Genomic DNA, 21,798 nt, shown 5'->3' with positions numbered 1-21,798 from the left:
GCTGAAGACTTCTGGTCCCGACACGTGTTCGTCCTGCTGAGCTCCGACATCGTCCACCGGGGCCGGCACGGCGATCTGGTACAGCGGTTGCGGGACGAGGGCTTCCCCCGGTGGCAGCCCGTGCCCTCCAGGCCGACCCGGAGCTGATCGACGACCTGTACTCGGACCTCATCGCGGGCCAGTGGCAGACCTGGCGCTACCGTCTGGTGGACGCCGTCCTCGGGCTCGGCCCCACCGTCGCCCTGATCTGCCGCTGCGACGGCCGGCACGCCGAACTCGCCAAGCTCAAGGGCTACCAGCACCCGACCGACGCCGAACTGGGCACGCTGCGCCGCGACTTCGACGCCATCAACAGCGCCATGAGCGTGATGCACAGCTCCGACGGTCCGGAGGACTCCGAGCGGGAGGCCGCGGTCTTCGGTCTGACTCCGGAGCACGCGGGCGATCCGGAGCAGGTCGCCGCCGAGATCGACCAGCTGTGCCGGCTGAGCACGCCGGGCAACCCGGAGACCCGCGACTTCGAGCAGGTCCTGGCCTCGGTGCGCACCCGGCTGGTGGGCGCGCTGTGGGAGGAGCTGCCCGCGGCCGTACGGCAGCAGATCACCGCCGAGTTCACCGACACGTCCCAGCTGGGCCTGCCCGGCGCCGGTGACCGGCTGGCCACCGTCCTGGGCGACCGGCTCTCCGCCGACCTGGCCGACGTGGTGCGCTGCGACTTCACCCCGAAGTGGCGCGACGAGCTGCGGATGGCCTGGGCGGAGGAGCGGCTGCGCCGGGCGGGCGTGATCCTGGACGAGTGGGAGCGTGTGGTGCTCGGCTCGTCGCTGCACTTCCCGCCCCTGCGGGCGAGCGTGGAAGCGGCCAGGTGATCGGCACCCGTACCGCCTCCTGGACCGTGTCGGTCGCCGACTCGGTCCAGGAGGTGGGCCGCCGGTCCTGGACCTCGCTGGTGGAGGCGTGCGGAGCGCCCGTCTTCTACAGCTACGACTTCCTGTGCAGCGTGGAGAAGCTGCCGCTCACCTCGCCGTCCCGTGCCCGCTACCTGGTGGCGCGCGAGGAGGCGGCCGGTGAACCGGTCGCGGTGCTGCCGGTGTATCTCCAGCACACCCGTGACCCGTTCGCCTCGGGCCCGGGGTCCGACGCTCTGCTCACGGTGCTGATGGGGCATGTGTGGCACTGCTACGACACCGTGCTGCCCAGTCGCGTACCGCTGACCGCTCCCCTGGTGGAGGCGTTCTGGACCGCGCTGGGTGAACTGGCCGACAGCTCCGACGTGGATCTCTGGGGGCTGGCCAATGTGGCCGCCGACGGCGAACTCGCCCGTCTGCTCACGGAGATCGGCGTGGCGACCGAGTCCACCGTGCCGCGCTACCGCCTGCCCCTCACCGGCGGTCCCGCCACCCTGGACGAGCACCTCACCACCGTGAGCCGCCCGTCCCGGCGCACCCTGCGCCAGTTCGCGCGGCGGGCCCGCGACGCCGGCGCCAAGATCACGCTGCGCCAGGGCTCCGAAGCGCTCGACCAGGACGTCCTGGACCTGTGCGAGGCCACCGCGGACAAGCACGCCCCCGGCTACTACCCGCCGGAGCGGCTGGCCGCCCTGGTGAACGCCCTCGGCCCCGACTGCGGCATCCTGCGCGTGGATCTGGACGGCGTACTGCTCGCCGTCTCCCTGTGCCTGTACGACCGCACCCGGATGCATGCCTGGGCGGGCGGCTGTCTGTACCCGCGGGAACTCAACTGGAGCCCGCAGTACGTGCTGTTCGCGGCCGAACTGGAGGCCGGTATGGCCTCCGGGCGGCAGGTCCTCGAATGCGGCCGCCGCAACGACGAGTTCAAGACCCGTTACGGCCTGCACGCCCAGCCGCTGGTCCGTGCCGCCGTGCGCCGCTGACCCCGCGCAGCCGCCCGGCCCCGCCGCGGGGCACCCCCGCCCCCGCGCACGCAAACGTCAGAGGAAAGGCCCACCATGTCCCTACCGGACCCTGCCTTCGACCGGCGGGCGGCAGCGCTGCTGCGCGCCGCCGCCAACGATCTCAAGCGCGACGACACCACCGCCGAGGCCGACCTCGGCCTCGCCCCCGGCACCTTCGCCGGCCTCACCAGCGGTGAGCAGCCCGTCGACCTGGCCCTGCTGGGCCGTGCGGCCGAGGTCTGGCCGCTCAACGAGCGCGACCTGCTGCCCGGCCACGACGACACCTCCCGGCGGGTCCGGGTGATGCGGGCCAAGGAGTCGGAGGCGTCCTCGCGGGTGCTGGCCCGCGGCGGCGACGACTACTACGAGTACCGCGACACCGCGATGTCCCGCGTGGCCTCGTACCGCCCCGAGTGGATCCGCATGCTCCAGCCGGTGGACGACAACGATGCCGACAACCCGGCCGTCCGCTGGAACCGCGGCCATCTGCTCTACCAGTTCACCTACTTCGTCGGCCCGGTGAACTACTACTACCGGTGGCAGGACCGCAGTGTCTGCGTGCCGATGGAGACCGGGGACTCGGTGTGGGGGCTGCCGTTCGCCCCGCACTCCTTCACCGCGCGGTCCACCGACGAACCGGCGTACATCCTGGCCCTCACCTACGGCGGTGACCTGGTCGGGGACGCCCAGCGCGAACTGGCCATCCTCGGCAACGCCGCCGCCCACCGGGCCAAACTGTCCGCCGAAGCCGGGCCGGCCGCGCTGCTGCGCTCCTTCCTGGAGGCCAGGGCGGTCACCGTCGAGGAGCTGGCACGCCGCAGCGGGCTGCCCGCCGGGCACCTGGCGGCGCTGGTCGCCGGGGACCGGACGCCGTCCGACGCCGAGCGGGCCGCGCTGGCTGAGGCCCTCGGCGTGTCCGAGCGCGACCTGCTGCCGCCGAGCACCCGCACGGACGGCGGTGTGGTCGTCCAGCGGTCCGCGACCGCGCACCGCTGGAACTACCCGGCGGACGCCCCCGCCTACCGCTTCACCCAGCTCGCCGGCGACGCCTCGCACCCGCACACCACGGCGCTGGAGACCGAGGTGCTGGCCCGCTCCGCCGACGACACCGCCTGGCTCTCCACCTACCAGCACAGCTACCTCTACGTGCTCGGCGACCAGCCCGTGCGGCTGCGCTGGGAGGCCGACGGGGAGCAGTACGACGAGGAACTGCGGCCCGGCGACTCCGCCTACGTCATGCCGGAGGTCCCGCTCTCCCTCGTCCGCGCGGACCCCGAGGCGGCGCCCGCCCGGGTACTGCTGCTGCGCATCGCGGGCGCGGTGCTGCCCGAGGTGCGGTACGCCCTCGGCGCCATGCCCGACGGCGGGATCGAGCGCTATGTCAACGAAGACCGGCTCTGGTACAGCAAGGAAGGCAACTGACATGTCCGAGAACACCACCACCACGAACAAGTCCGCACTGCTGCGTGAGCTGCTCGCCGGTCCCCGGCCGGTGGCCGCGGTGGGCGCGCACGACGGGCTCAGCGCCAAGCTGGTGGAGCAGGCGGGCTTCGACGCCGTCTGGTGCTCCAGCTTCGAGGTGTCGGCCAGTTACGGCCTGCCGGACGCCAGCCTGGTGACGATGACGCAGTTCCTGGCGGCCGCCGAGGTGATGGACGCCATCATCGACATCCCGGTGATCGCCGACTGCGACACCGGGTTCGGCGGGCCGCTCAACGTGGCGTTCGCCGTTGAGCGGTACGAGCGGGCCGGCATCGCGGCGATGTGCATCGAGGACAAGCTGTTCCCGAAGATCAACAGCTTCGCGGACGCCGGTCAGGACCTGCTGCCCACCAAGGAGTTCGCCCTCAAGATCGAGGCCGGCAAGCAGACGCAGAAGGACGAGCGGTTCCTGCTGATCGCCCGGACGGAAGCGCTCATCTCGGGCCAGGGCGTACCCGAGGCGCTGGAGCGCGCCCACGCGTACGCGGACGCCGGTGCGGACGCCGTGCTGGTCCACAGCAAGAGCCGCCGCCCGGACGACATCCTGGAACTCGGCGACGCCTGGGACCGCGACGTACCGCTGGTCGCGGTACCCACCACCTACGCCTCGGTGGAGGAGAAGGCCCTGTTCGACGCGGGCTACCGCCTGGTCATCTACGCGAACCAGGGCATGCGCGCCGCGGTGAAGAACGTGCGCGAGGTGCTCGGCAAGCTGCGCGCCGAGGGCCGCGCCGAGGCCGTGGACGCCGACATCGCCACCATGCCGGAGATCTTCGCGCTGCAGGGCATGACCGCGGCCTTCCGGACCGCGCCGTGAGCACGACCTCCAAGGCGTTCGTCACCGCGCTCGAAAACCACGACATCAGTCTGGTCGCCGGAGTGCCCTGCTCGTACTTCGGCGGCCCCATACGCGAGCTGGGCCACTGGCCCGGTATCCACTACGTACCGTCCGCCAACGAGGGCACCGCGCTGGCCACCGCGGCCGGCAGCCGGCTGGCCGGGCGGCCGGCCGCGGTGATCGCCCAGAACTCCGGCTTCGGCAATCTCGTCAACCCGCTGACCTCGCTGGTCCTGCCCTACCGGATCCCGGTGCTGGTGTTCGTCAGCATGCGCGGCTGGCCCAAGGCGTCCAGCGGCGAGCCCCAGCACCACTGGATGGGCCGCGTCGTGCCGGAATGGCTGGACTCCCTCGACGTACCGCACCGGATGCTCCTGCCGGACGGGCCGGGCATCGACGAGGTCCTGGAGGAGACCCGGCCGGCCCTCGCCTCCGGACGGCCGGCGTTCGTCCTGGTGGCCAAGGGCGCGGTGCAGGACGAGAAGGCGGTCGGCACGCCGGACACGGCGCCGCAGCAGGCCGAAAGCGAACTGCCCGACCGCGACGACCTGGTGAAGGCCGTGCTCGCCGAGGTCGGCCCGGAGTTCGTCTTCTCCACCACCGGGTACCTGTCCCGCTCGCTGTTCAACCAGGGCGACCGGCCGCGCAACTTCTACATGCAGGGCTCGATGGGCCACGTGGCCTCGCTGGCCCTGGGCTCCGCCCTGGCCCGCCCGTCGGAACGGTTCGTGGTGCTCGACGGTGACGGCTCGGTGCTGATGCACATGGGAGCGCTCACCACGGTGGGGCACTTCGCGCCGCCGAACCTGGTGCACGTGCTGTTCGACAACCAGGTCTACGACTCCACCGGCGGGCAGCCCACCACGGCGAGCACCACGGAGTTCGACACCATCGCCCGGGGCAGCGGCTACCGCCGGGTGCAGTACGTGGCCTCCACCGCGGCGGTGCGACCCGCGATCCAGGACGCCTTCCGCGCCGAGGGCCCCACACTCCTGGTGGTCCGCGGCCGGGCGGGCGGCGCGGCGGGCGAACGGGCCTCCGGGGCCGTCACCGTCCCCGAGATCGCGCGCCGGTTCAGCGCGGAACTGACCGCGGGGCAGGTGCCGCTGTCGTGACCGGTACGGTTCCCCCGCGGCCGTCGCCGGACTGCGACGGCTGCCAGGACACCCCGCCGCGTTCTTCGGGACCGGCGCCGCGGCACGGCTCAACGCCGTGCTGGCGGGCGCCGGCGCCCGGCGCGTGCTGCTCGTGCACGGGCCGTCGTACGCCACCGGCGCGGCGGCCCGCCTCACCCGGGCCGGCCGGGCCGGGTACGAGGTGCACCACTTCGGCGACGTACGGCCCAACCCGGAGCTCGGCCACATCGAGGAGGCGGTACGGGTCATCCGCCGGCTGCGCCCCGACGCCGTCGTCGGCATCGGCGGCGGCAGCAGCATGGACGTGGCCAAGGCCGCCTCCGTGCTCGCCGCCCAGGACACGGACCCGGCGGACTGTCTCGGCACGCCGGACCTGGTCTTCCGGAAGCGCCCGGGACGGCTGGTCCTGATGCCCACCACCGCCGGTTCGGGCAGCGAGCTCACCCGGTTCGCCACCCTGTACCGGGACGGCCGCAAGCTGTCCCTGGACACGGACGGGGCCCGGGCCGACGTGGTCCTGGTGGATCCCGAGCTGACCGCGACGGTGCCGGTGCCGACGACCGTGGCCGGCGCGCTCGACGCCTTCAGCCAGGCCGTGGAGTCCTCCTGGGCCCGCACCGCCACCCCGCAGTCCCTGGAGTGGGCCGAGGAGGCGCTGCACGCCCTCCTCCCCGCGCTGCGGCAGCTGGCCGACACGGGACGGCCGGCCGAGGTACGGCACGACCTGTCCCTGGGCGCGGCCCTCGCCGGGGCGGCCATCGACGTCACCCGTACGACCGCGGCCCACGCGCTGTCGTACGCGCTGACCAGCCGGCTCGGCCTGCCGCACGGTGTGGCCGTGGCCCTCCACCTGCGCTGGCTCATCGGCCGGCACGCCGCGGCGACCTCCCGGGAGTGCCCGCCGCCCGGTGTCCGCGTCCTGCACGGGCGGGTCGCCGAGATCCGCCGGATGGTGCGGGCGCACACCGGACGGGAGCCGGAAGAACTGCTCACGGACCTGCTACAGGCCGGCGGCCACCCCGCCGACCTCGCCGACCTCGCCCTGCCGGCCGACGACTGGGCCGGCGTGGTGGCCGAGGCGCTGGACTCCGGCCGGGCCATGAACAACCCCTGCACGCTCACCCCCGAAGACGTCCTCGGCCGGTTCGTCCGGCCCTCACTGACGGAAGGCGCCGCGCGATGAACGCACAGCGTGTCCTGTACACCGACCCCGCCTGGCTGGTCGCCGACGGCCGGCAGGACCTCTCCCTGGCCACCGTCGAGCGCGACGTCCTGGGCGACAAGGTCGAACTGCTCACCGCTCCGCACGAGGACGGCCGCTACGTCCTGACCGACGACCGGCTGCTGGAACGCGCCGCCGGAGCCGACGCCCTGGTGGTGTACCGCTGCCAGGTCACCGACGCCCTGCTCGACGCGGCGGGCGACGGGCTGCGGGTCGTGGTCCGGCAGGGCGTGGGCGTGGACAACCTCAACGCCGACCTGCTCGCGGAGCGCGGGCTGCCCGGCTTCAACGTGCCCGACTACTGCGTGGACGAGGTCGCCGTGCACACCTCGGCGCTCGCCCTCGCCCTGGAACGGCACGTGGTGCCGCAGCACGTGACCCTGACCGGCGGCACCTTCGACATCTACGCCGGTGGCGCGCCACGCCGCGTCAGCCGCCGCACCCTGGGCATCGTCGGCTTCGGCCGGATCGGCCGGGCCGTCGCCCGCAAGCTCGGCACCTTCTACGGCCAGGTGCTGGTGTACGACCCCTACATCGGCCGGGACCTCGCCGAGGGCTACGGCGCCCGCACCGTCGACACGCTGGAAGAACTCCTCGCCGAGTCCGACCTGGTGACGCTGCACTGCCCGCTCACCCCCGGCACCGAAGGACTGATCGGCGAGGCCGAGCTGCGGGCCATGAAGTCCGACGCCTTCCTGGTCAACGCGGCCCGCGGCCGGCTCATCGACCCGGAGGCGCTCGGCAGGGCGCTGGACGAGGGCGCGATCGCGGGAGCCGGACTGGACGTCTTCGCCCCGGAGAACCCGCACCAGGACCCGCGCTGGAAGCCGGTGCTCGACCACCCGCACTCCGTCTTCACCAGCCACCGGGCCTTCCTGTCCGAGGAGGCGGAGGCCAGCAGCCGCCGGCGGGTCGCCGAACTCGCCCGGGACGCCCTCGCCGGTGACCCGGCCCTGCTCGCCGGCCGGGTGGGCCGCGTACTGCCCGACGGAGCCGCCCGATGACCACACTCGCTCCCACCGCCGTCACCGACCAGAGCGGCGACGTGGTGGTCCTGTCCACCGGCGACATCCGTGTCGCCCAGCACGACCCGGGGGCCGTGCCCGCCGCCCGCCGCGCGGACCAGCCCTACCGCTCCCCCGCCGGCGACCTGGCGCTCCGCGAGGCCATCACCGCCTACACGGCCGACGGCGGCACCGCGGGATTCGGCCCGGACCAGGTGGTGGTCACCCCCGGCGCCCGACAGGCGATCTTCACCGCCCTGCTGTCCGTCCTGCGCGGCGACCGCCGGGAGGTGCTGCTCCCGACGCCGTACTGGGCCAGCTTCCCCCGGCTCGTCGAGATGGCCGGCGGGACGCCGGTGCCCGTGCCCACGGAGCCCGGCCAGGGCGCTCCGTCCCTGGAGGCGCTGGCCCGGCTGACGACCGGGCGCACCGCCATGCTGATCCTCAACTCCCCGCGCAACCCCGACGGCGCGGTGGTCTCCGCCGAGGAGCTGCGCGGTATCACCGAGTGGACGGCGGAGCGCGGGCTGACCCTGCTGTTCGACCAGGTGTACCGGGGTGTCGCGCTGTACGAGGAGCCGGCGCCCTCCGTGACCCAGCTCTACCCGGAGCTGCCCGGCCACGTGGTGCTCACCGACGGGGTCACCAAGAGCCACGCGCTGGCGGGCCTGCGGCTCGGCTGGGCCGTGGCCGGGCCCGACACCGCCGCCCGAATCACGGCCACCGCCTCCCACCTCATCGGCGGCGCCAGCGGAGTGGTCCAGGACATCGCGCAGCAGGTGCTGACCACCGGGGAGCCCGGACGCCGGGAGCTCGGCGCCCGGCTCGCGACCCACCTCGACCTGGCCCTCGATGCCTTCGCCGGCATCCCCAAAGTGCGCTGCGCCCGCCCGGCGGGCGGCATCTTCCTCTTCCCCGACCTGCGCGGCTGGCTGGCCGACAGCGCCCCGCCGCAGGCACGGGAGGACATCGTCGGCTGGCTGCGTGCCCGGCACGAGGTGGCGGTGGTCGACGGCGCGGCCTTCGGCGCCCCCGGCCATCTGCGGCTCTCCTTCGCGCTGCCGGCCGACCAGCTCAAGGACGGCCTGCACCGGCTGCGTACGGCCCTCACCCGCCCCTGACCTCCGAACAGAAGCGAGCCACCACCATGGACCCTGCCCTTCTGGACGCCCTCCCCCACGCGGTACAGGCCGCACTCGGCCGGCAAGGCGCCACCCACGAGCGCATCGCCGCTCTGGTGGACGACCGGCCCGGCGACGTGGTCATGCTGGCCGGTTCCTACGCGACCGGCGAGGCCAACCCGACCTCGGACCTGGACATCCTCGTCCTGATGCCCGGATCGGGCGCGCGCGGGGTGCCCGGCACCACCAACCATCCCTCGATCTTCGGGGACAGCTTCGACGGCATGGCGGGCGACTTGATGGTCAACATCGAGTACGTCAGCGAGGACGCCATCGCCCTGGTGCAGCAGGCCGTACGTCCTACCACCGGCGGCGAACTGCCCGACCTGGCCAACCTCCAGGGCCTGGAACTGCGGCTCGTCCAGCGGGTCAGCACGGGCTGGCCGCTGTCCAACGCCGACCGCCTGGACGAGATCAGGAAGGGCATCGACGCGGACCTCGTGCGCGCCTCAGCGGCGGCACTGGCCTTCGTCGACACGATGAGCCTCCTGGCCGACACCACGGTGCTCCCGTCCCCCGCCCGGGAACTGATGTGCCGCGGCGCCGCCGAAGCGCTTCTCACCTCCGGCCTCAACGCCTTCGGCCGGATCACCTACGGCACCAAGCACCTGCTGTCCAGGTCGGCCACCGCCGCCCAACTCCCCGGCGCACCCGCCCTGTTCGCCCAGCGCGACAAGGTGCTCTTCGCCGACCGGCTGCCACAGGAGGAGGCGCTGCCCTGGCTGCTCGACCTCGCGGAAGAGCTGTTCCGCGCGTTCGGCGACGAGCGGTGCGCGCCCGGCATCCAGCCCCTCCTCGAACCGTTCCGGCCCCAGTGGGCCTGGTCGGGCCGGGCCTTCTAGTGCCGGTCGGCCTCCTGGCCCGCATCGTGCTGTCCCGAATCGTTTCTACCTAGGGAGTCCCCCGTGAGCTCCGCTCCCCAGTCACACCGGGGAATCATGACCCAGCCGGCGTTCCGCCGCTTCTGGGCGGCCCGGACGCTGTCCCTGGTCGGCGACTACGCCTTCCGCATCGCTTTCGCCACCCACCTCATCACCGTGACCGGTTCGGCGTCGGTGCTCGCCGCCGCCACCGCCGCGCTGCTGGTGCCCTCACTGCTGTTCTACCTGGTCGGTGGGGCGGTGGGAGACCGGACCAAGGCGCGGCGGCGGGTCCTGGTGGTGTGCGACGTGGCGCGGGTGGTCGTCCTGCTGCTGATCGCCGCCGCCACGTACTGGACGACCAGCGCGCTGCTCCTGGTGGCGCTCTCGTTGCTCATCGGGATCGCCGACGGCTTCTTCATGCCGGTCTCGTTCTCGTACATGCTGGAGATCACGTCGCGGGACAAGCTGGTCTCCGCGAACTCCGCGCTGTCGGTCAGCATGCAGTTCGGGCTGATCGGCGGGCCGCTGATCGGCGGTCTGCTGGTGGGGTTCGTCGGGGCGCCCGCCACCTTCGCCTTCGACGCGCTGACCTTCCTGTTCTCCGGGATCCTGTTGATGGTCCGGCCGAAGGGCGTGACCGGTGCCCGGCCGGAGACCACCGGCGAGACCACCGGCGAGGCGGGTGTCGAGCCGCGCCAGCCGCTGGGCGAGCAACTGCGCCGCTTCGGCAGGGACATCGTGGAGGCGCTGCACTACGTACGGGGCGTGCCCTGGCTGCTGATCTTCCTGGGCGTCGGCGCGCTGGTGAACGCCGTCTTCGCCGGTGTGCTCGACGTACCGATTCCGCTGATCATGTCCCCGGAGGGCACCAGCCAGGCCCAGTCACTCGGTGTCTTCTACGCGCTGGAGGGCGTCGGCGCGCTGATCGGCGCCGTGATCCTGATGCGGCTCACGGTCAAGCGGCTGGGTACCAGTATGTTCGCGATGCTGCTGATGATGGCGGCGGCGCTGACCGCCGTCGGATTCTTCGGCGGAGGCATCCCGGCGCTGGCCCTCGCCCTGCTGTACGGCATCGGGCTGCACGTCTTCAACTCCCTCTACCCGAGCCTGCTCCAGGACCGGGTTCCGGAGAACCTCACCAGCAGGGTGGGCAGCCTGTCGTTCCTCGGGTTCGACGGCCTGATCCCGCTGGGCACGCTGCTGATGGGCCCGCTGGTGACCACCATGGACGCACAGGGCGCGGCCATGGTGGCCGGCGCGGCGGCCGTCCTGCTCAGTCTCGCGGCGCTGCTCGCCCCCAGCATCCGGGGCCTGAAGGCCGAGCCGCCGGCCGACGTCCCCGCGGCCGAGCCCGACCTGGCCCCCGCTGACCCGTCCGCGAGGACCGGCCCACGACCGAACGAAGGAGAGGAATGCCCCGCACCGAGATCTCCGCGCACTTCGACGCCGCACGCTGGGGCCGACTGCACCCCGGCTCCGCGGTGCAGAGCGCCTGCTGGATCGACATCATGCTCAGTCGGCTGCCCGGTAAGCCCCTGATGGTGCTGCACGAGGACGACGACGGCGCCGCGCTCGGCTTCGTGGGCGCGGTGGTCGGGGAGCCGGGCGCCTACGAGGCGTACAACCCGTGGACGATCCTGCGCGCCGACCCCGAGGTCTTCCCCGCCGCGCACGCCGACGGGCCGGTGGCCCCACGGCTCGGCGGCGCGGCGGAGGACATGCTCCCCAGCGTGGTGCTGTCCGCCCCCGGCTACCTCGGTGACCCGGTCGGTCCGGCCGGCCGGCGCCCGGACGCGGTACGCGACTGCCTGTCCGCGGTGCTGGACCACGCGCGGGACGCCGGGCTGGCGACGGTCTGCGTGCTCTACACCACTCCCGAAGGCGCCGCCGTGCTCGACCCGGTGACCACGGCGCTCGGCGGCGCGAGCTTCGATCTGACCTCCCGGTCGGTGCTGGAGATCGGCTGGGCGGACTGGGAGGACTACCACTCGGGGCCGCGCAACCGGCGGCGGGCCGAGATCCTGCGGCAGTTGCGCCGGCTGGCCGAGGCCGGGGGCGAGGTGGTCCGCGAGGATCCGCGGCCGCGGTTCGACGAGGTGGTGGCCGCGCGCTGCTGTCTGCTGCGCCACTACGGCCAGCCCGCGGACGAGGACAGTGAACGGCGCAGGCTGCGCGCCCTGATCGAGGCGTTCGGCGACGACCTGGTGCTGTACTCGGTCGTCCGCGAGGGCCGCCTCCTGGCCCATGCGCTGTTCGTCGCCCAGGACCGCATCCTGCAGAACATCTACGCCGGCACCACCGAGGAGGGCCGCGCCACACCGTACGCGCACCTGGCGGCCACGTACTACGCGCCGCTGATGTACGTCACCAGCAAGGAGTTCGACCGGATCGACTACGGCGTGGGCCACGAGACGACCAAGCGTCTGCGCGGCTGTCTCGTCGTGCCGCTGCGCGGTCACCTGCTGCCGGTGACCGGGCGGTGACGGGCGGGCCGGGCGGCGTGTCGGCGGCCGCCCGGCCCGCCCGAGGGCTGCCTGTGCCACTGCCGTCGGACTTCGAGCACTACCGCCCGTGGTTCTTCGGGGGCGTCGTGCCCGGCGCCCTGCCACAGAATTCCGCTTCCCCGACGTCCTCGTACCGCTGCACGGTCTGCCGCGTCAGCCAGTCACCGTTGACGTTGAAGGCGAGCAGATGCCGGCCCCCACGGTGCCGTAGGCGTGCGTCAGGGAACCGTGCAGGCTTCCGTCGTGGCCCCAGACCGTCACCCCGCAGGACAGCTCGCGGCCCATGAGCCCGAGTCCGTACCAGTCGGGGAGGGCTTCTTCCGGCAGGCGTACCGCGTGCAGCATGGCCCGCATCTGTGCCGCCGGCAGCAGATCGCCGCGCAGCAGTGCGGCCAGGAAGCGGGCGATGTCCCCGGTGGTGCTCACGATGTCGGCCGACCCGGCCCACATGGTGGTGTTGTAGTCCGTCGCGTCGTGGATCGCGGCGTGCGGGTCCTGGACGTAGAGCGTGGAGTACGCGACGGGGTGCGGGCCGGGCAGCGTCGGGCCGGTGCCGGGAAAGGACGTCTCGTGCAGCCGCAGCGGGCGCAGGACGCGGCGTTCGATCTCGTGGCGGTAGGAGTGGCCGGTCACCTCTTCGACGATCATTCCGGCGACGAGGTAGTTGGTGTTGGAGTACGCCCAGCCCTTGCCGGGCGCGAACAGCGGCCGGTGCCGGAGCGCGGCACGCAGTACGTCCTCGGGAGCGAACGTGTCGTAGCGGTGTTTGAGGAAGCCCGCGCCGGTGTAGCGCTTCTTCAGCGCGGCGTCGTCGCTGAAGTTGTAGAGCCCGCTGGTCTGCTGGAGCACCTGGCGTACGGAGATCCGGCGGCCGTCGTTGCCGCTGCCGCGGATCGCGCCCGGGAGCCACCGGTCCACGCTGTCGTCGAGACCGAGCCTGCCCTCGGCTTCGAGTTGCAGGACGACGGTGGCGAGAAAGGTCTTGGTGACGCTGGCGGCCCGGAAGTGGTCGGCGGCACTGCGCTCCCGGCCGGTGCCGAGGTCGGCGACTCCGGCCGTGCCGTTCCACACTCCGTGCTCGTTACGGACCTGGGCGGCCACGCCGGGCAGGCGCACCTCGGCCACCAATCGGTCCAGGGCTCGGCGGGTCGACGGATGCTGCGCGGAAGCCTGGTGGCCGGTCTCCGTGGCCTGTGCCGGTCCCGTCAGAGCGGTCACGCCGAGGACGAAGGACACCGCCATACCCGCGCAGCGGCGGAAGCGACGGGCACGGTGTGCGGGGGAACGAGGGGCACGGTTGTGCATACGGGGTCTCCTCCCCGACCGCACGCGACGGCGCCCGGCGGGGCGTCGGCTCGCCTGTTCCAGAAGCCGCGCGTGTCTCGGCAAGCAACAGTCGGCCGAGCATAATCGGCGACCCCCTGCGTGTCCTGCGAGAGGCTCGGATTCAGCCCCGAGCCCGGTCGAAGGCCCATGCCCCCTCGGTGCGGATGCTTTCGTAGCTGCCCAGCTCGGGGCACCGGTCACGGGTGCCCGGCATCGGGAACAGCCGGGCCCGGCGCTGCGTCATGGGGGCCAAGGTGATTGCCGCGCACAGGCCGACGAACAGCGAGAACGCCGCCAGGGCCCGGACACCGGGCCAGCATCCCGGCACACCGCACCGGCACGCCGCCGCCATGCCGGGCCGGTCCGGAAGCCTGGCCCGGATGGCGGCATCCCGCGCCTCGGTCCCCCGGGACGCCCCCGCCCCGTCCGGCGCGGGACTACGTAAGGCCCCGGCTACGTAGTTCTCGCCGACGCGGTGATTCCCCTTCCGGTTCCGGCGGCAGGGTCGGTACAGCAGTCACGTACCGGCTCCGGACGGATGGGGACGCGCCGGTGAACAGGACCGGGGAATCACGTGCTCAGCTCGCCTCCGGCCGCCACGGCTTCCGTACCCACCGCGCGGCGGGTGCGGGTGGCGGTCACCGCACCCGACCCGATCAGCCGTGAGGGGGTCCTCAGCCGGCTGCGCCGCCACCCGGAGGTCGATCTCGGGGAGGACGCCGGTTCCGCCGCCGTGGCCGTGCTCGTCGAGGACGTACTCGACGAGGCGGCACTCGCCCGGCTGCGGCGGCTCGTACGCGGTGAGGGAGCGCGGGTGGTGCTCGTCGTGGGGACCATCCGCGAGAACGAACTTCTGGACGTATCGAGTGCGGCGCGGGCGCCATCGTCTGGCGCCGCGAGGCCACCGCGCACCGGCTGGTTCAGGCGGTGCTGACCGCGGCCGAGGGGGCGGCGATCTGCCCGCCGACCTGCTGGGCCGGCTCATCAGCCAGGTGGGCCGCCTGCACCGGGGCGGCGCCGACCAGCCGGGGTCCTTCCTGGGCCTCACCTCCCGCGAGGTGGACGTCGTGCGGCTGGTCGCCGAGGGGTTCGACACCTCGGAGATCGCCACCAAGCTGTCGTACTCCGAACGCACCGTCAAGAACGTCATGCACGGGCTCACCACCCGCCTGCACCTGCGCAACCGCACGCACGCGGTGGCGTACGCCCTCCGCGAGGGCTACATCTGACCGGACGGACGGCGGGGTCGGCCCCTTGGGGCACGAGCGCTGCCCCGCCGCCGTCCCCGGCGTGCCTGCGCCCCGGACGGTTCAGGGACCACGATCGGCAACAGGACCGCGCACAGCCGACGCGACCGGCGGCAGGGCCGCGCAGCGCCGATGCCGGGGACGGCGGGGCGGCCGGCAGGTGGGAGCACGTAAGTGATTCATGAGGTGGACGAGGTCCTCAAGGGGCTCATCGGCGGCGGGGCCCTGGCCGGGTCCGGTATCGACGTGTCCTTCGAGGTGCCCACCCGTGACTGGGCGGCGCGGCGCAACGCGCCGGTGGTCAACGCCTACTTGTACGACATACGGGAGGACATGGCCCGGCGGCAGCGCGGACGCACGGCGCTGCGCGACGAGCGCGACATCGTCGTACGCCGCCGCCGCGCGCCGCGCTGGTTCCGGCTCTCCTACCTGGTGACGACCTGGACGAAGACACCGCAGGACGAACACCGGCTGCTGTCCGCTGTGCTGGCCACCCTGCTGCCGCACGAACTGCTCGCCGCCGAGGAACTACCGGAATCACTCGGGCGCCTCGGCCTGGCGGTGCCGGTGACGGTGAGCGGCAGCCAGTCGGAGGCCCGTTCCCTGGCCGACATCTGGTCGGCGCTGGGCGGGGAACTCAAGCCCTCCCTGGATGTCGCGGTGACCGTGCCGTTCCCGGCGTTCCCCGACTACGACGCGGGGCCCCCGGTCACGGAGGGAGCGGTGGTCCGGGTACGCGGTGCGGACGGCGGCCCGCCCCGGTCGGAGGAGCGCGGCCACCGGCCCGGCCAGATCGCGGAGGCCCGCGCCGCACGGCACGGCGCACCGGTGCGTTCGCCCGGCCGGTGCCCGCCTGACTGATCTCACGCTGGGAGACGACAGTCACGGCCGTCAGGTTCTTGATCGGTGACGTCATTCGGCCAGCACCCGGGACAACCAGGGGACTTCTCCGAGATGACGGAGAACATCGCTCAGCTCCCCGCCTCACCCGTGACCGACATGACTGACGTACCGCCACCTGTCAGGACACGGCGCGCGCCGGACAGTTCACCCGGGCTCCGGACGAGCCGCCCCGAATTCCCGGCGCAGCCGGTCCGGGTCGACCGCGGTCACGGCCGTCTTCCCGTCCAGCTCCCAGCCCGTCCCGTACGCCGCGGCGAAGGCGTCCTCGCCCAGCGCGGCCCGCCCTCGGCGGGTGAGGTCGCGAACCTGCCGGTCGGTACGGTCGTGGGCACCGCGCAGCCGGGAGGCGGCGCCGAGCAGGACGGCGGCCCGGTGCTGCCGCCCGTGTGCCTGGGCGAGCGCGGCCGCCTGCACCGCCACCAGCGACAGGATCGGCAGGTCCCGGGCCGCCAGCGCAGCCGCGTACGCCGTGGCCAGCGCCTTCTCCGCGCCGGCCAGGTCCCCCGTCTCCAGGCAGAGGGAGGCCCGTACGCTGCCGACCAGCGTCCGCGCGTGGTCGCCGGGGAACAGGGTGCCGCCGTGCAGGCCCCGTTCGGCTCCGTCGAGCAGTTCCCGCGCCCGGCCCAGGTCGCCGCGCCACACCCGGAAGACGGCCTCCCACGCGTCGACCAGGAACAGCATCTCCGGCGCGCTCATGCGCCGCGCCCGCTCCCGGGCCGAGTCGATGGTCGCGATCACCCGGTCGGTGTCGCCGCGCCGCAGGTACAGGTCGATCCAGCGCAGGTCGCCGAAGACCTCGTCACCGACGCTCAGCGAGCCGAACCCGGCCGCCAGCGAACGGGCTTCGCGCAGGTCGGCCAGCGCGCCGTCGAGGTCGTCGTCGTACTGCCGCAGCTGGGCGCGCAAGGGCAGCGTGACGGCCTGGCCCCAGCGGTCGCCGGTCTGCCGGAAGCAGGCGAGGGCTCCTTCCACGTCGGGGCGCATCGCGTCGAGTTCGCCCGCGTTCTCGGCGAACTGGGCCCGGAACATGCGGGCCAGCCCGGACAGCCACACGTCGTCACCGTCGGCCAGCTGCCCGATGATCGCGGGCGTGCTCTTCTCTTCCTGGAGGAACACGAGCGGGAGGGCGGTGAGGGCGCCGTAGGAGGCGGGCAGTTCCGGGTACGCGAGCAGCCGCTCGGCCACCTCGCGCATCTCGGACCGGTCGGCCGCGGCCTCCCCGCGGTCCTCCCCGGCCGGGTGACGAACCGGTTGAGCAGGTGGATCGCGTGGGCGCAGGCACGGTCGGGCGCCGGCCCGCCGCCGGGCACCGCCAGTGCCTCGCCCAGCCAGTAGGCCGCGTCACGGTGCCGGCCGAGCATCTGCCAGTACCAGGCCAGCCGCAGGGCCAGGGCGACCGCGCCGGTGGCGTCGCCGGTGTCGCACCGCCGGCGCAGGGCGGCGAGCGTGTTGTCGTACTCGTCGCTGATGACGTGCAGGGCCGCCAGTTGGCCGGGCCCGCGCAGCTGCGGGTCGTACCGGGCCATCAGCTCGGCGGAGTAGCCGGCGGCCAGGTCGCGGACGGTGTCGAGGCTGCCCGCCGCGGCAAGGCGGTCGGTGCCGTACTCGCGCAGCGTCTCCAGCATGCGGTAGCGGCCGGGGACGGGCGCGAGGTGCAGCAGGGACCGGTCGACCAGGGCGGCGAGCAGTTCGGGGACCTCGGCGGCCGGCACCGCGGTTCCGGCGCGGAGCGCGGTGGCCGCGGCCACCGTGACTCCGCCGGGCAGGACCGAGACGCGTTCGGCGACCGTACGTTCGTCTGCGCTCAGCAGGTCCCAGCTCCAGGCGATGACCGCGCGCAGCGTACGGTGCCTCGGCAGCGCGGCGCGGCTGCCGGTGGTGAGCAGCCGGAACCGGTCGCGGAGCCCGTCGGCCAGCTCGGACAGGGACAGCGTCCGCAGCCGGGCCGCGGCCAGTTCGAGGGCCAGTGGCATCCCGTCCAGGCCGCGGACCACCCGCCGGACCTCCGGCAGCGTCACCGCGTCGACCACGAAGCCGGGGCGCACCGCCGCGGCCCGCTCGGTGAACAGGCGTACCGACGCCGCCCGCCGGGCCTGCTCCACGCCGTCGTCCGGGCCGGGCAGCGCGAGCGGGCCGAGCGGTACGAGTGACTCACCGTCGACCGCGAGAGGTTCGCGGCTGGTGGCGAGCACGCGCAGCTCCGGGCACCGGGGCAGCAGTGCCGCGACCAGGCGGGCCACGGCGTCGATCAGGTGCTCGCAGTTGTCGACAAGCAGCAGGCTCTCCCGGCCGCCGAGCCGGTCGACGAGAACGTCCAGCTCGTCGCCCGCCGCCCGCACCCGGGCCTCGGCCGGCGCGCCGCCGCGTATCCCGGTCCCGGCGAGCAGGGCCGCGCCGACCTTGGCCGGCTCGGTGACCGAGGTGAGGTCGATCATCCAGGCGCCGTCGCGGTACGCGTGCCGGTGGCGGCGGGCGGCCTCGACGGCGAGCCGGGTCTTGCCGGCGCCGCCAGGGCCGGTCACGGTGACCAGGCGCCCGGCGGCGAGCAGCGTCTCGATCCGGGCGAGGCCGTCGGCGCGCCCGACGAAGCTGGTCAGCGGCGCGGGCAGACTGCCCGGCCTGGTCCGTACGTCGTCCGGGGCCGGCTGCTCGGCGGCGCGCAGCAGCCTCAGATGGCGCTCGCGCAGAGCGGCCCCCGGATCGGCGCCGAGGCCGTCGGCCAGGGTTTCGCGGACCCGCTCGTACAGGGCCAGGGCTTCGGCCTGGCGGCCCTGGGCGGCGAGCGCGTCCATGAGCAGCGCGGCCGCCCGCTCGTGGACGGGCTGCTCGGCGAGCAAGGCGGTCAGGCGGGCAGCGGCCGCGTCGGCACGGCCCAGGGACAGTTCGGCGTCGGCGAGGTCGGCCACGGCCTCGGCCGAGGTGTGGGCCAGCCGGGTCGCGGCGGCGGGCGCCACCACGGCGACGGCCGTCGGCTCGGTGCCGGGGCGGTCGCCCCACAGCGCCACGGCCTCGCCGAGCACGGACGCCGCGGCATGCGGATCACCGGCGCGCAGGCAGTTGCGTCCGGCGGCGGCGAGCTGCTCGAACCGCAGCACGTCCACGTCGGCCGCAGCCACGTCCAGCCGGTAGCCGCCCGCGGTCTGCGCCACGGCGCCGGCCGCACCGAGGGCCCGGCGCAGCCGTGAGACCAGTGCCTGGAGGGCGTGGGCAGACCCGGCCGGCGGCTCCTCGGCCCAGATCGCGTCCACCAGGACCCTCTGCTCGACCGCGCGCCCGCCGGCGAGCGCCAACCGTACGGTCAGCCCTCGCAGCCGCGCGCCCGCGACGGGCAGGGCCGTGCCACCGCGGGACATCTGCAAGGCACCGGCGCCGAGCAGCATGACGCGAAGCCGCGCGTCCCCATTCCCGTTCCCACCCCTGTCCATCTGCCCATCTTCGCGCGCAGGCCGGGGAGTTCCCGAGGCGGGGCGGGTGGCTGTGTCACCGACTGCGGGTCTGGTGCTCGTTCTGTGGAACGTGCCGCTGCGTGGGTGACCTGGCCGGAGTGGTGAGCCGGTTGACGGCGGCGGTAGCGCACGCGGGCGCGGCCGGGGGCGGCCGGCAGCGGCGAATCAGCGGTTCACGTCCGGGTGGTGAGCCGCGCGAGTGCCGCGTCGTACCGTGCCTGGAGGCCCGCGTCGGCCGCTACCCGCAGCAGTGCGCCGAGCGCCCGTACCGCGCCGTCGTCGTAGCCGGAGGACTCCGCTTCCCGGGCCGCCGCGTCGAGTTGCCTGATGCCCTCGGTTGCGTCCCCGAGCCCCAGCAGCGCCTCTCCTTTCACCATGAGCAGCAGGGTCCGGGGGATGTCGGTCGTGCCCGGCCGGTCGTGGAGAGCCAGGGCCTGGGTCGCGGTGTCGAGGGCCTGGTGCCATTTCGCGGCGTCGGCCCAGTGGCGGGCGAGGTGTTGCAGGGCCAGTTTCTCGATGGTCCGGTCGCCGGCCTGGCGCGCCAGCTCCACCGCCCGCTCGCATCCCCGCGCGGCCTCGTCCTGGCTGCCGAGCGCCGCTTGTGCCATGGCCAGAACGATCAGGGCGTTCGCCTCGGCCACCGCGTCCCCGGTCCGGGAGGCGAGGGCGCGCGCGGCCTCCAGGTGGGTGACCGCCTGCGGGACGCGCCTTTCCTCGATCAGGATCCAGCCGAGGACGTTGAGCACCCGTGACTCGCCGTGCCGGTCGGCGTCGGTCCGGGCCGCTTCGAGCGCGGTCTCGAGGAGCGGTACCCAGCCGTCGCGCACGCGCCACACGATCAGCGGCCACAGCGTCATGACGAGCCGCCAGGTCCTGCCGTGCAGTGCGGCGGCATGCGCCGCGGCCACCGCCAGGGTGAGGTCGTCTCTCTCGGCCGCGTACCAGGCCACGGCGGCGGACCGGTCGCCGAACGTGCGCACGGCGGCGGGTGCCAGGTAGTCCTTCGGCAGCGGGAAGCACTCCTCGTTGCCGGGCTCGGCCGCGGCCACCGCCGCGAGGCCCGTGGCGATGTAGTGGTCGAGCACGCGCTTGAGCGCATCGGGCCCGGCGTCGAGACTTCGTGCGTAGAGCCGCACCAGGTCGTGCATCGTCCAGCGGCCGGGCATCGTCTCCGTGACGAGGTGCGCGACGGCCAGCCGCTCCAGACCGGTCTCGGCGGCTGCCGGGTCCGTGTCCGCCAGGGCCGCCGCGGCATACCGGTCGACGTGCGTGCCGGGGTGGCGGCCGAGATGCGCGAACAGGCGAACGACGGGCTCCGGGAGCTGGTGCAGCGTCACCCGCAGCGCCGCTCGCACGCTGGTGTCCTCCACGTCCAGCAGGCTCAGCCGGCGTGTCTCGTCGGACAGTTCGGCGGCCATCGCGCTCAGCGGCCAGGCGGGCCGTTGCGCCAGCCGGGCGGCCGCCACCCGCAGCGCCAGAGGCAGCCCGCCGCACAGCTCGGCCAGGCGTCGCGCAGCCGCCGGCTCCGCGCGGACCCGTTCGGCGCCGAGTACCTGGGCCAGGAGCATCGTGCCGTCCGCCGGCCCGAGCACGTCCACGGCGACGGGCCGGGCGGTGTCGGTGACGATCAGCCCCGGCAGCCGGTGTCTGCTGGTGACGACGGTGACGCAGCGGCGCCCGCCGGGCAGGAGCACTCTGACCTGCTCGGAGTCCCGCACATTGTCGAGCACCACGAGGAGCCGGCGGTCGGCGGCCAGCGACCGGAACAGCGCGGCCGCGCTGTTCACCGACTCCGGTATCCGGCCGTGCGCCACACCGAGCGCCAGCAGGAACTCGCGCAGCACCTCCATGGAGGACGGCTCGCCCTGGTCGCCGAAGCCGCGCAGGTCGGCGTGGAGCCGCCCGTCGGGGAATGCGGCGCGGCTCTGGTGGGCCCAGTGCAGTACGAGTGCCGTCTTGCCCACCCCGGCGGGCCCGGTGACCAGGCAGACGGGCGCCTCGCCCACGGCGGCCCGGGACACCGCGGTGAGCTCCGCAGCCCGCCCGTGAAAGCCGCGCGGCGCGCGTGGCAGCAGATCGGGCGCACTCGTGGGCGCCACGGCGTCCCGTACGGCGGCAGGCGGCAGTGCCTGCGTCGTGGGGGCCGGCGGGGCCGGCCCAGGCTCGCCAGGCGCTCCAGTTCCCTCGCGTCCTGCGGGCTCAGGCGCAGGGCCGTGGCCAGGGCCTGCACGGTCCGGCGCTGCGGCCCCCGCGAGCGTCCGCCCTCCATGTACGACAGGGCCCGCACGCTGACCCCCGCGCTCTGCGCCAGCTCCTCCTGCGTGAGCCCGGCGCTCTTGCGCAGGCGCTGCAGGAGCGCGCCGAAGTCGCCGTCGGCCTGTGTTCCCGTACCCATCCTCGAAGCCCCCACAACCCCAGGGCCCACCGGATGCGCAACCCCACCTGCAAAAGTATGCAGCACCCTACTTTTGCAGGTGGAATTGCCTGTTGCGTCCAGGTTCTGTCGGGTTGGCTCAAGGGCGTACGAACGCGGGGCGGCCGGCCCCACCCGGCCGCCCCGCGCCGTCACTTCGCGCACCCCGTGTTCGCCGCCGAAGCCGCGGCCGAACACCACCGGGAGCGGACCGACCGGTGTCGCCGACGCGCCTCGCCCGCGCCACGACACCTACCTCTTTCCCGACTTCGCGCACACCGACGAACCTCCAGGAAAGGCCTGCTCCGAGGTCATTCC

Annotated in this window: 16 protein-coding genes and 2 pseudogenes; 12 read left to right on the top strand and 6 right to left on the bottom strand. The window is 73.8% G+C overall.

Going from position 1 to position 21,798, the window contains the following annotated elements; all coding sequences use genetic code 11:
• Positions 1-11: 11 nt before the first annotated feature.
• From ACEXOX_RS41860 to ACEXOX_RS41815, 10 genes are all read left to right on the top strand, one after another.
• Complete coding sequence (locus ACEXOX_RS41860) at positions 12-869, top strand: nucleoside-diphosphate kinase (protein ID WP_406526650.1); 858 nt, start codon at positions 12-14, stop codon at positions 867-869.
• Positions 866-1,894 (top strand): GNAT family N-acetyltransferase, encoded by a 1,029-nt coding sequence (locus ACEXOX_RS41855; protein ID WP_406525882.1) that lies wholly within the window; start codon positions 866-868, stop codon positions 1,892-1,894. The genes ACEXOX_RS41860 and ACEXOX_RS41855 overlap by 4 nt, the downstream gene beginning before the upstream one ends.
• Before the next feature lie 75 nt (positions 1,895-1,969).
• Entirely contained in the window at positions 1,970-3,337 is a 1,368-nt protein-coding gene (locus tag ACEXOX_RS41850) for a helix-turn-helix domain-containing protein (RefSeq protein ID WP_406525881.1), read from the top strand.
• Position 3,338: 1 nt separating this feature from the next.
• Positions 3,339-4,214, top strand: coding sequence for an isocitrate lyase/phosphoenolpyruvate mutase family protein (locus ACEXOX_RS41845; protein ID WP_406525880.1), 876 nt, complete (start codon positions 3,339-3,341; stop codon positions 4,212-4,214).
• Positions 4,211-5,350, top strand: a complete 1,140-nt coding sequence (gene aepY / locus ACEXOX_RS41840) for a phosphonopyruvate decarboxylase (RefSeq protein WP_406525879.1) — start codon at positions 4,211-4,213, stop codon at positions 5,348-5,350. The genes ACEXOX_RS41845 and aepY overlap by 4 nt, the downstream gene beginning before the upstream one ends.
• Positions 5,351-5,381: 31 nt before the next feature.
• Entirely contained in the window at positions 5,382-6,554 is a 1,173-nt protein-coding gene (locus ACEXOX_RS41835; protein ID WP_406526649.1) for an iron-containing alcohol dehydrogenase, read from the top strand.
• Positions 6,551-7,597, top strand: coding sequence for a C-terminal binding protein (locus ACEXOX_RS41830; RefSeq protein WP_406525878.1), 1,047 nt, complete (start codon positions 6,551-6,553; stop codon positions 7,595-7,597). The genes ACEXOX_RS41835 and ACEXOX_RS41830 overlap by 4 nt, the downstream gene beginning before the upstream one ends.
• On the top strand, positions 7,594-8,718 hold the full coding sequence (locus tag ACEXOX_RS41825; RefSeq protein ID WP_406525877.1) for a pyridoxal phosphate-dependent aminotransferase: 1,125 nt from the start codon (positions 7,594-7,596) through the stop codon (positions 8,716-8,718). Before ACEXOX_RS41830 ends, ACEXOX_RS41825 begins: the two co-directional genes overlap by 4 nt.
• A gap of 26 nt (positions 8,719-8,744) precedes the next feature.
• Positions 8,745-9,620 (top strand): nucleotidyltransferase domain-containing protein, encoded by an 876-nt coding sequence (locus ACEXOX_RS41820; protein ID WP_406525876.1) that lies wholly within the window; start codon positions 8,745-8,747, stop codon positions 9,618-9,620.
• A 96-nt stretch (positions 9,621-9,716) separates the two neighbouring features.
• On the top strand, positions 9,717-11,180 hold the full coding sequence (locus tag ACEXOX_RS41815) for an MFS transporter (RefSeq protein ID WP_406525875.1): 1,464 nt from the start codon (positions 9,717-9,719) through the stop codon (positions 11,178-11,180).
• 1,118 nt (positions 11,181-12,298) lie between these two features.
• Here ACEXOX_RS41815 and ACEXOX_RS41810 read toward each other — a convergent pair.
• Positions 12,299-13,450 (bottom strand): serine hydrolase domain-containing protein, encoded by a 1,152-nt coding sequence (locus ACEXOX_RS41810; protein WP_406525874.1) that lies wholly within the window; start codon positions 13,448-13,450, stop codon positions 12,299-12,301.
• 142 nt (positions 13,451-13,592) lie between these two features.
• Positions 13,593-13,715 carry a hypothetical protein gene (locus ACEXOX_RS41805; RefSeq protein ID WP_406525873.1) on the bottom strand — a complete coding sequence of 41 codons (123 nt, stop codon included), beginning with the start codon at positions 13,713-13,715 and terminating at the stop codon, positions 13,593-13,595.
• Between the two features lie 330 nt (positions 13,716-14,045).
• On the opposite strand from ACEXOX_RS41805, the pseudogene ACEXOX_RS41800 reads away from it, so the two are divergent.
• Together ACEXOX_RS41800 and ACEXOX_RS41795 are read left to right on the top strand one after the other, a co-directional pair.
• Positions 14,046-14,700 (top strand): annotated as a pseudogene (locus tag ACEXOX_RS41800) (response regulator transcription factor).
• A 192-nt stretch (positions 14,701-14,892) separates the two neighbouring features.
• Positions 14,893-15,579, top strand: coding sequence for a DUF4255 domain-containing protein (locus tag ACEXOX_RS41795; protein ID WP_406525872.1), 687 nt, complete (start codon positions 14,893-14,895; stop codon positions 15,577-15,579).
• A 186-nt stretch (positions 15,580-15,765) separates the two neighbouring features.
• Here the strand turns inward: ACEXOX_RS41795 and ACEXOX_RS41790 are convergent, their stop codons facing one another.
• The 4 genes and pseudogenes from ACEXOX_RS41790 to ACEXOX_RS41775 form a co-directional block, all read right to left on the bottom strand.
• Positions 15,766-16,527 (bottom strand): hypothetical protein, encoded by a 762-nt coding sequence (locus tag ACEXOX_RS41790; RefSeq protein ID WP_406525871.1) that lies wholly within the window; start codon positions 16,525-16,527, stop codon positions 15,766-15,768.
• Entirely contained in the window at positions 16,431-19,046 is a 2,616-nt protein-coding gene (locus tag ACEXOX_RS41785) for a BTAD domain-containing putative transcriptional regulator (protein WP_406525870.1), read from the bottom strand. Before ACEXOX_RS41785 ends, ACEXOX_RS41790 begins: the two co-directional genes overlap by 97 nt.
• Positions 19,047-19,240: 194 nt before the next feature.
• Positions 19,241-21,088, bottom strand: coding sequence for an NB-ARC domain-containing protein (locus tag ACEXOX_RS41780; protein WP_406525869.1), 1,848 nt, complete (start codon positions 21,086-21,088; stop codon positions 19,241-19,243).
• A gap of 215 nt (positions 21,089-21,303) precedes the next feature.
• Positions 21,304-21,462: pseudogene (locus ACEXOX_RS41775) on the bottom strand (helix-turn-helix domain-containing protein); the annotation flags it as partial.
• Between the last annotated feature and the right edge of the window lie 336 nt (positions 21,463-21,798).

It is taken from the genome of Streptomyces sp. Ac-502 (assembly GCF_045222935.1).
Taxonomy (GTDB): Bacteria; Actinomycetota; Actinomycetes; order Streptomycetales; family Streptomycetaceae; genus Streptomyces; species Streptomyces monomycini.
This window is presented reverse-complemented; position numbering and strand designations above follow the sequence as displayed.

Coding starts and splice junctions, on each gene's coding strand:
- ACEXOX_RS41850 (WP_406525881.1), top strand. CDS start 1,970: ATGTCCCTACCGGACCCTGCCTTCGACCGGCGGGCGGCAGCGCTGCTG.
- ACEXOX_RS41845 (WP_406525880.1), top strand. CDS start 3,339: ATGTCCGAGAACACCACCACCACGAACAAGTCCGCACTGCTGCGTGAG.
- ACEXOX_RS41830 (WP_406525878.1), top strand. CDS start 6,551: ATGAACGCACAGCGTGTCCTGTACACCGACCCCGCCTGGCTGGTCGCC.
- ACEXOX_RS41825 (WP_406525877.1), top strand. CDS start 7,594: ATGACCACACTCGCTCCCACCGCCGTCACCGACCAGAGCGGCGACGTG.
- ACEXOX_RS41820 (WP_406525876.1), top strand. CDS start 8,745: ATGGACCCTGCCCTTCTGGACGCCCTCCCCCACGCGGTACAGGCCGCA.
- ACEXOX_RS41815 (WP_406525875.1), top strand. CDS start 9,717: ATGACCCAGCCGGCGTTCCGCCGCTTCTGGGCGGCCCGGACGCTGTCC.
- ACEXOX_RS41810 (WP_406525874.1), bottom strand. CDS start 13,450: ATGCACAACCGTGCCCCTCGTTCCCCCGCACACCGTGCCCGTCGCTTC.
- ACEXOX_RS41805 (WP_406525873.1), bottom strand. CDS start 13,715: ATGACGCAGCGCCGGGCCCGGCTGTTCCCGATGCCGGGCACCCGTGAC.
- ACEXOX_RS41785 (WP_406525870.1), bottom strand. CDS start 19,046: ATGGACAGGGGTGGGAACGGGAATGGGGACGCGCGGCTTCGCGTCATG.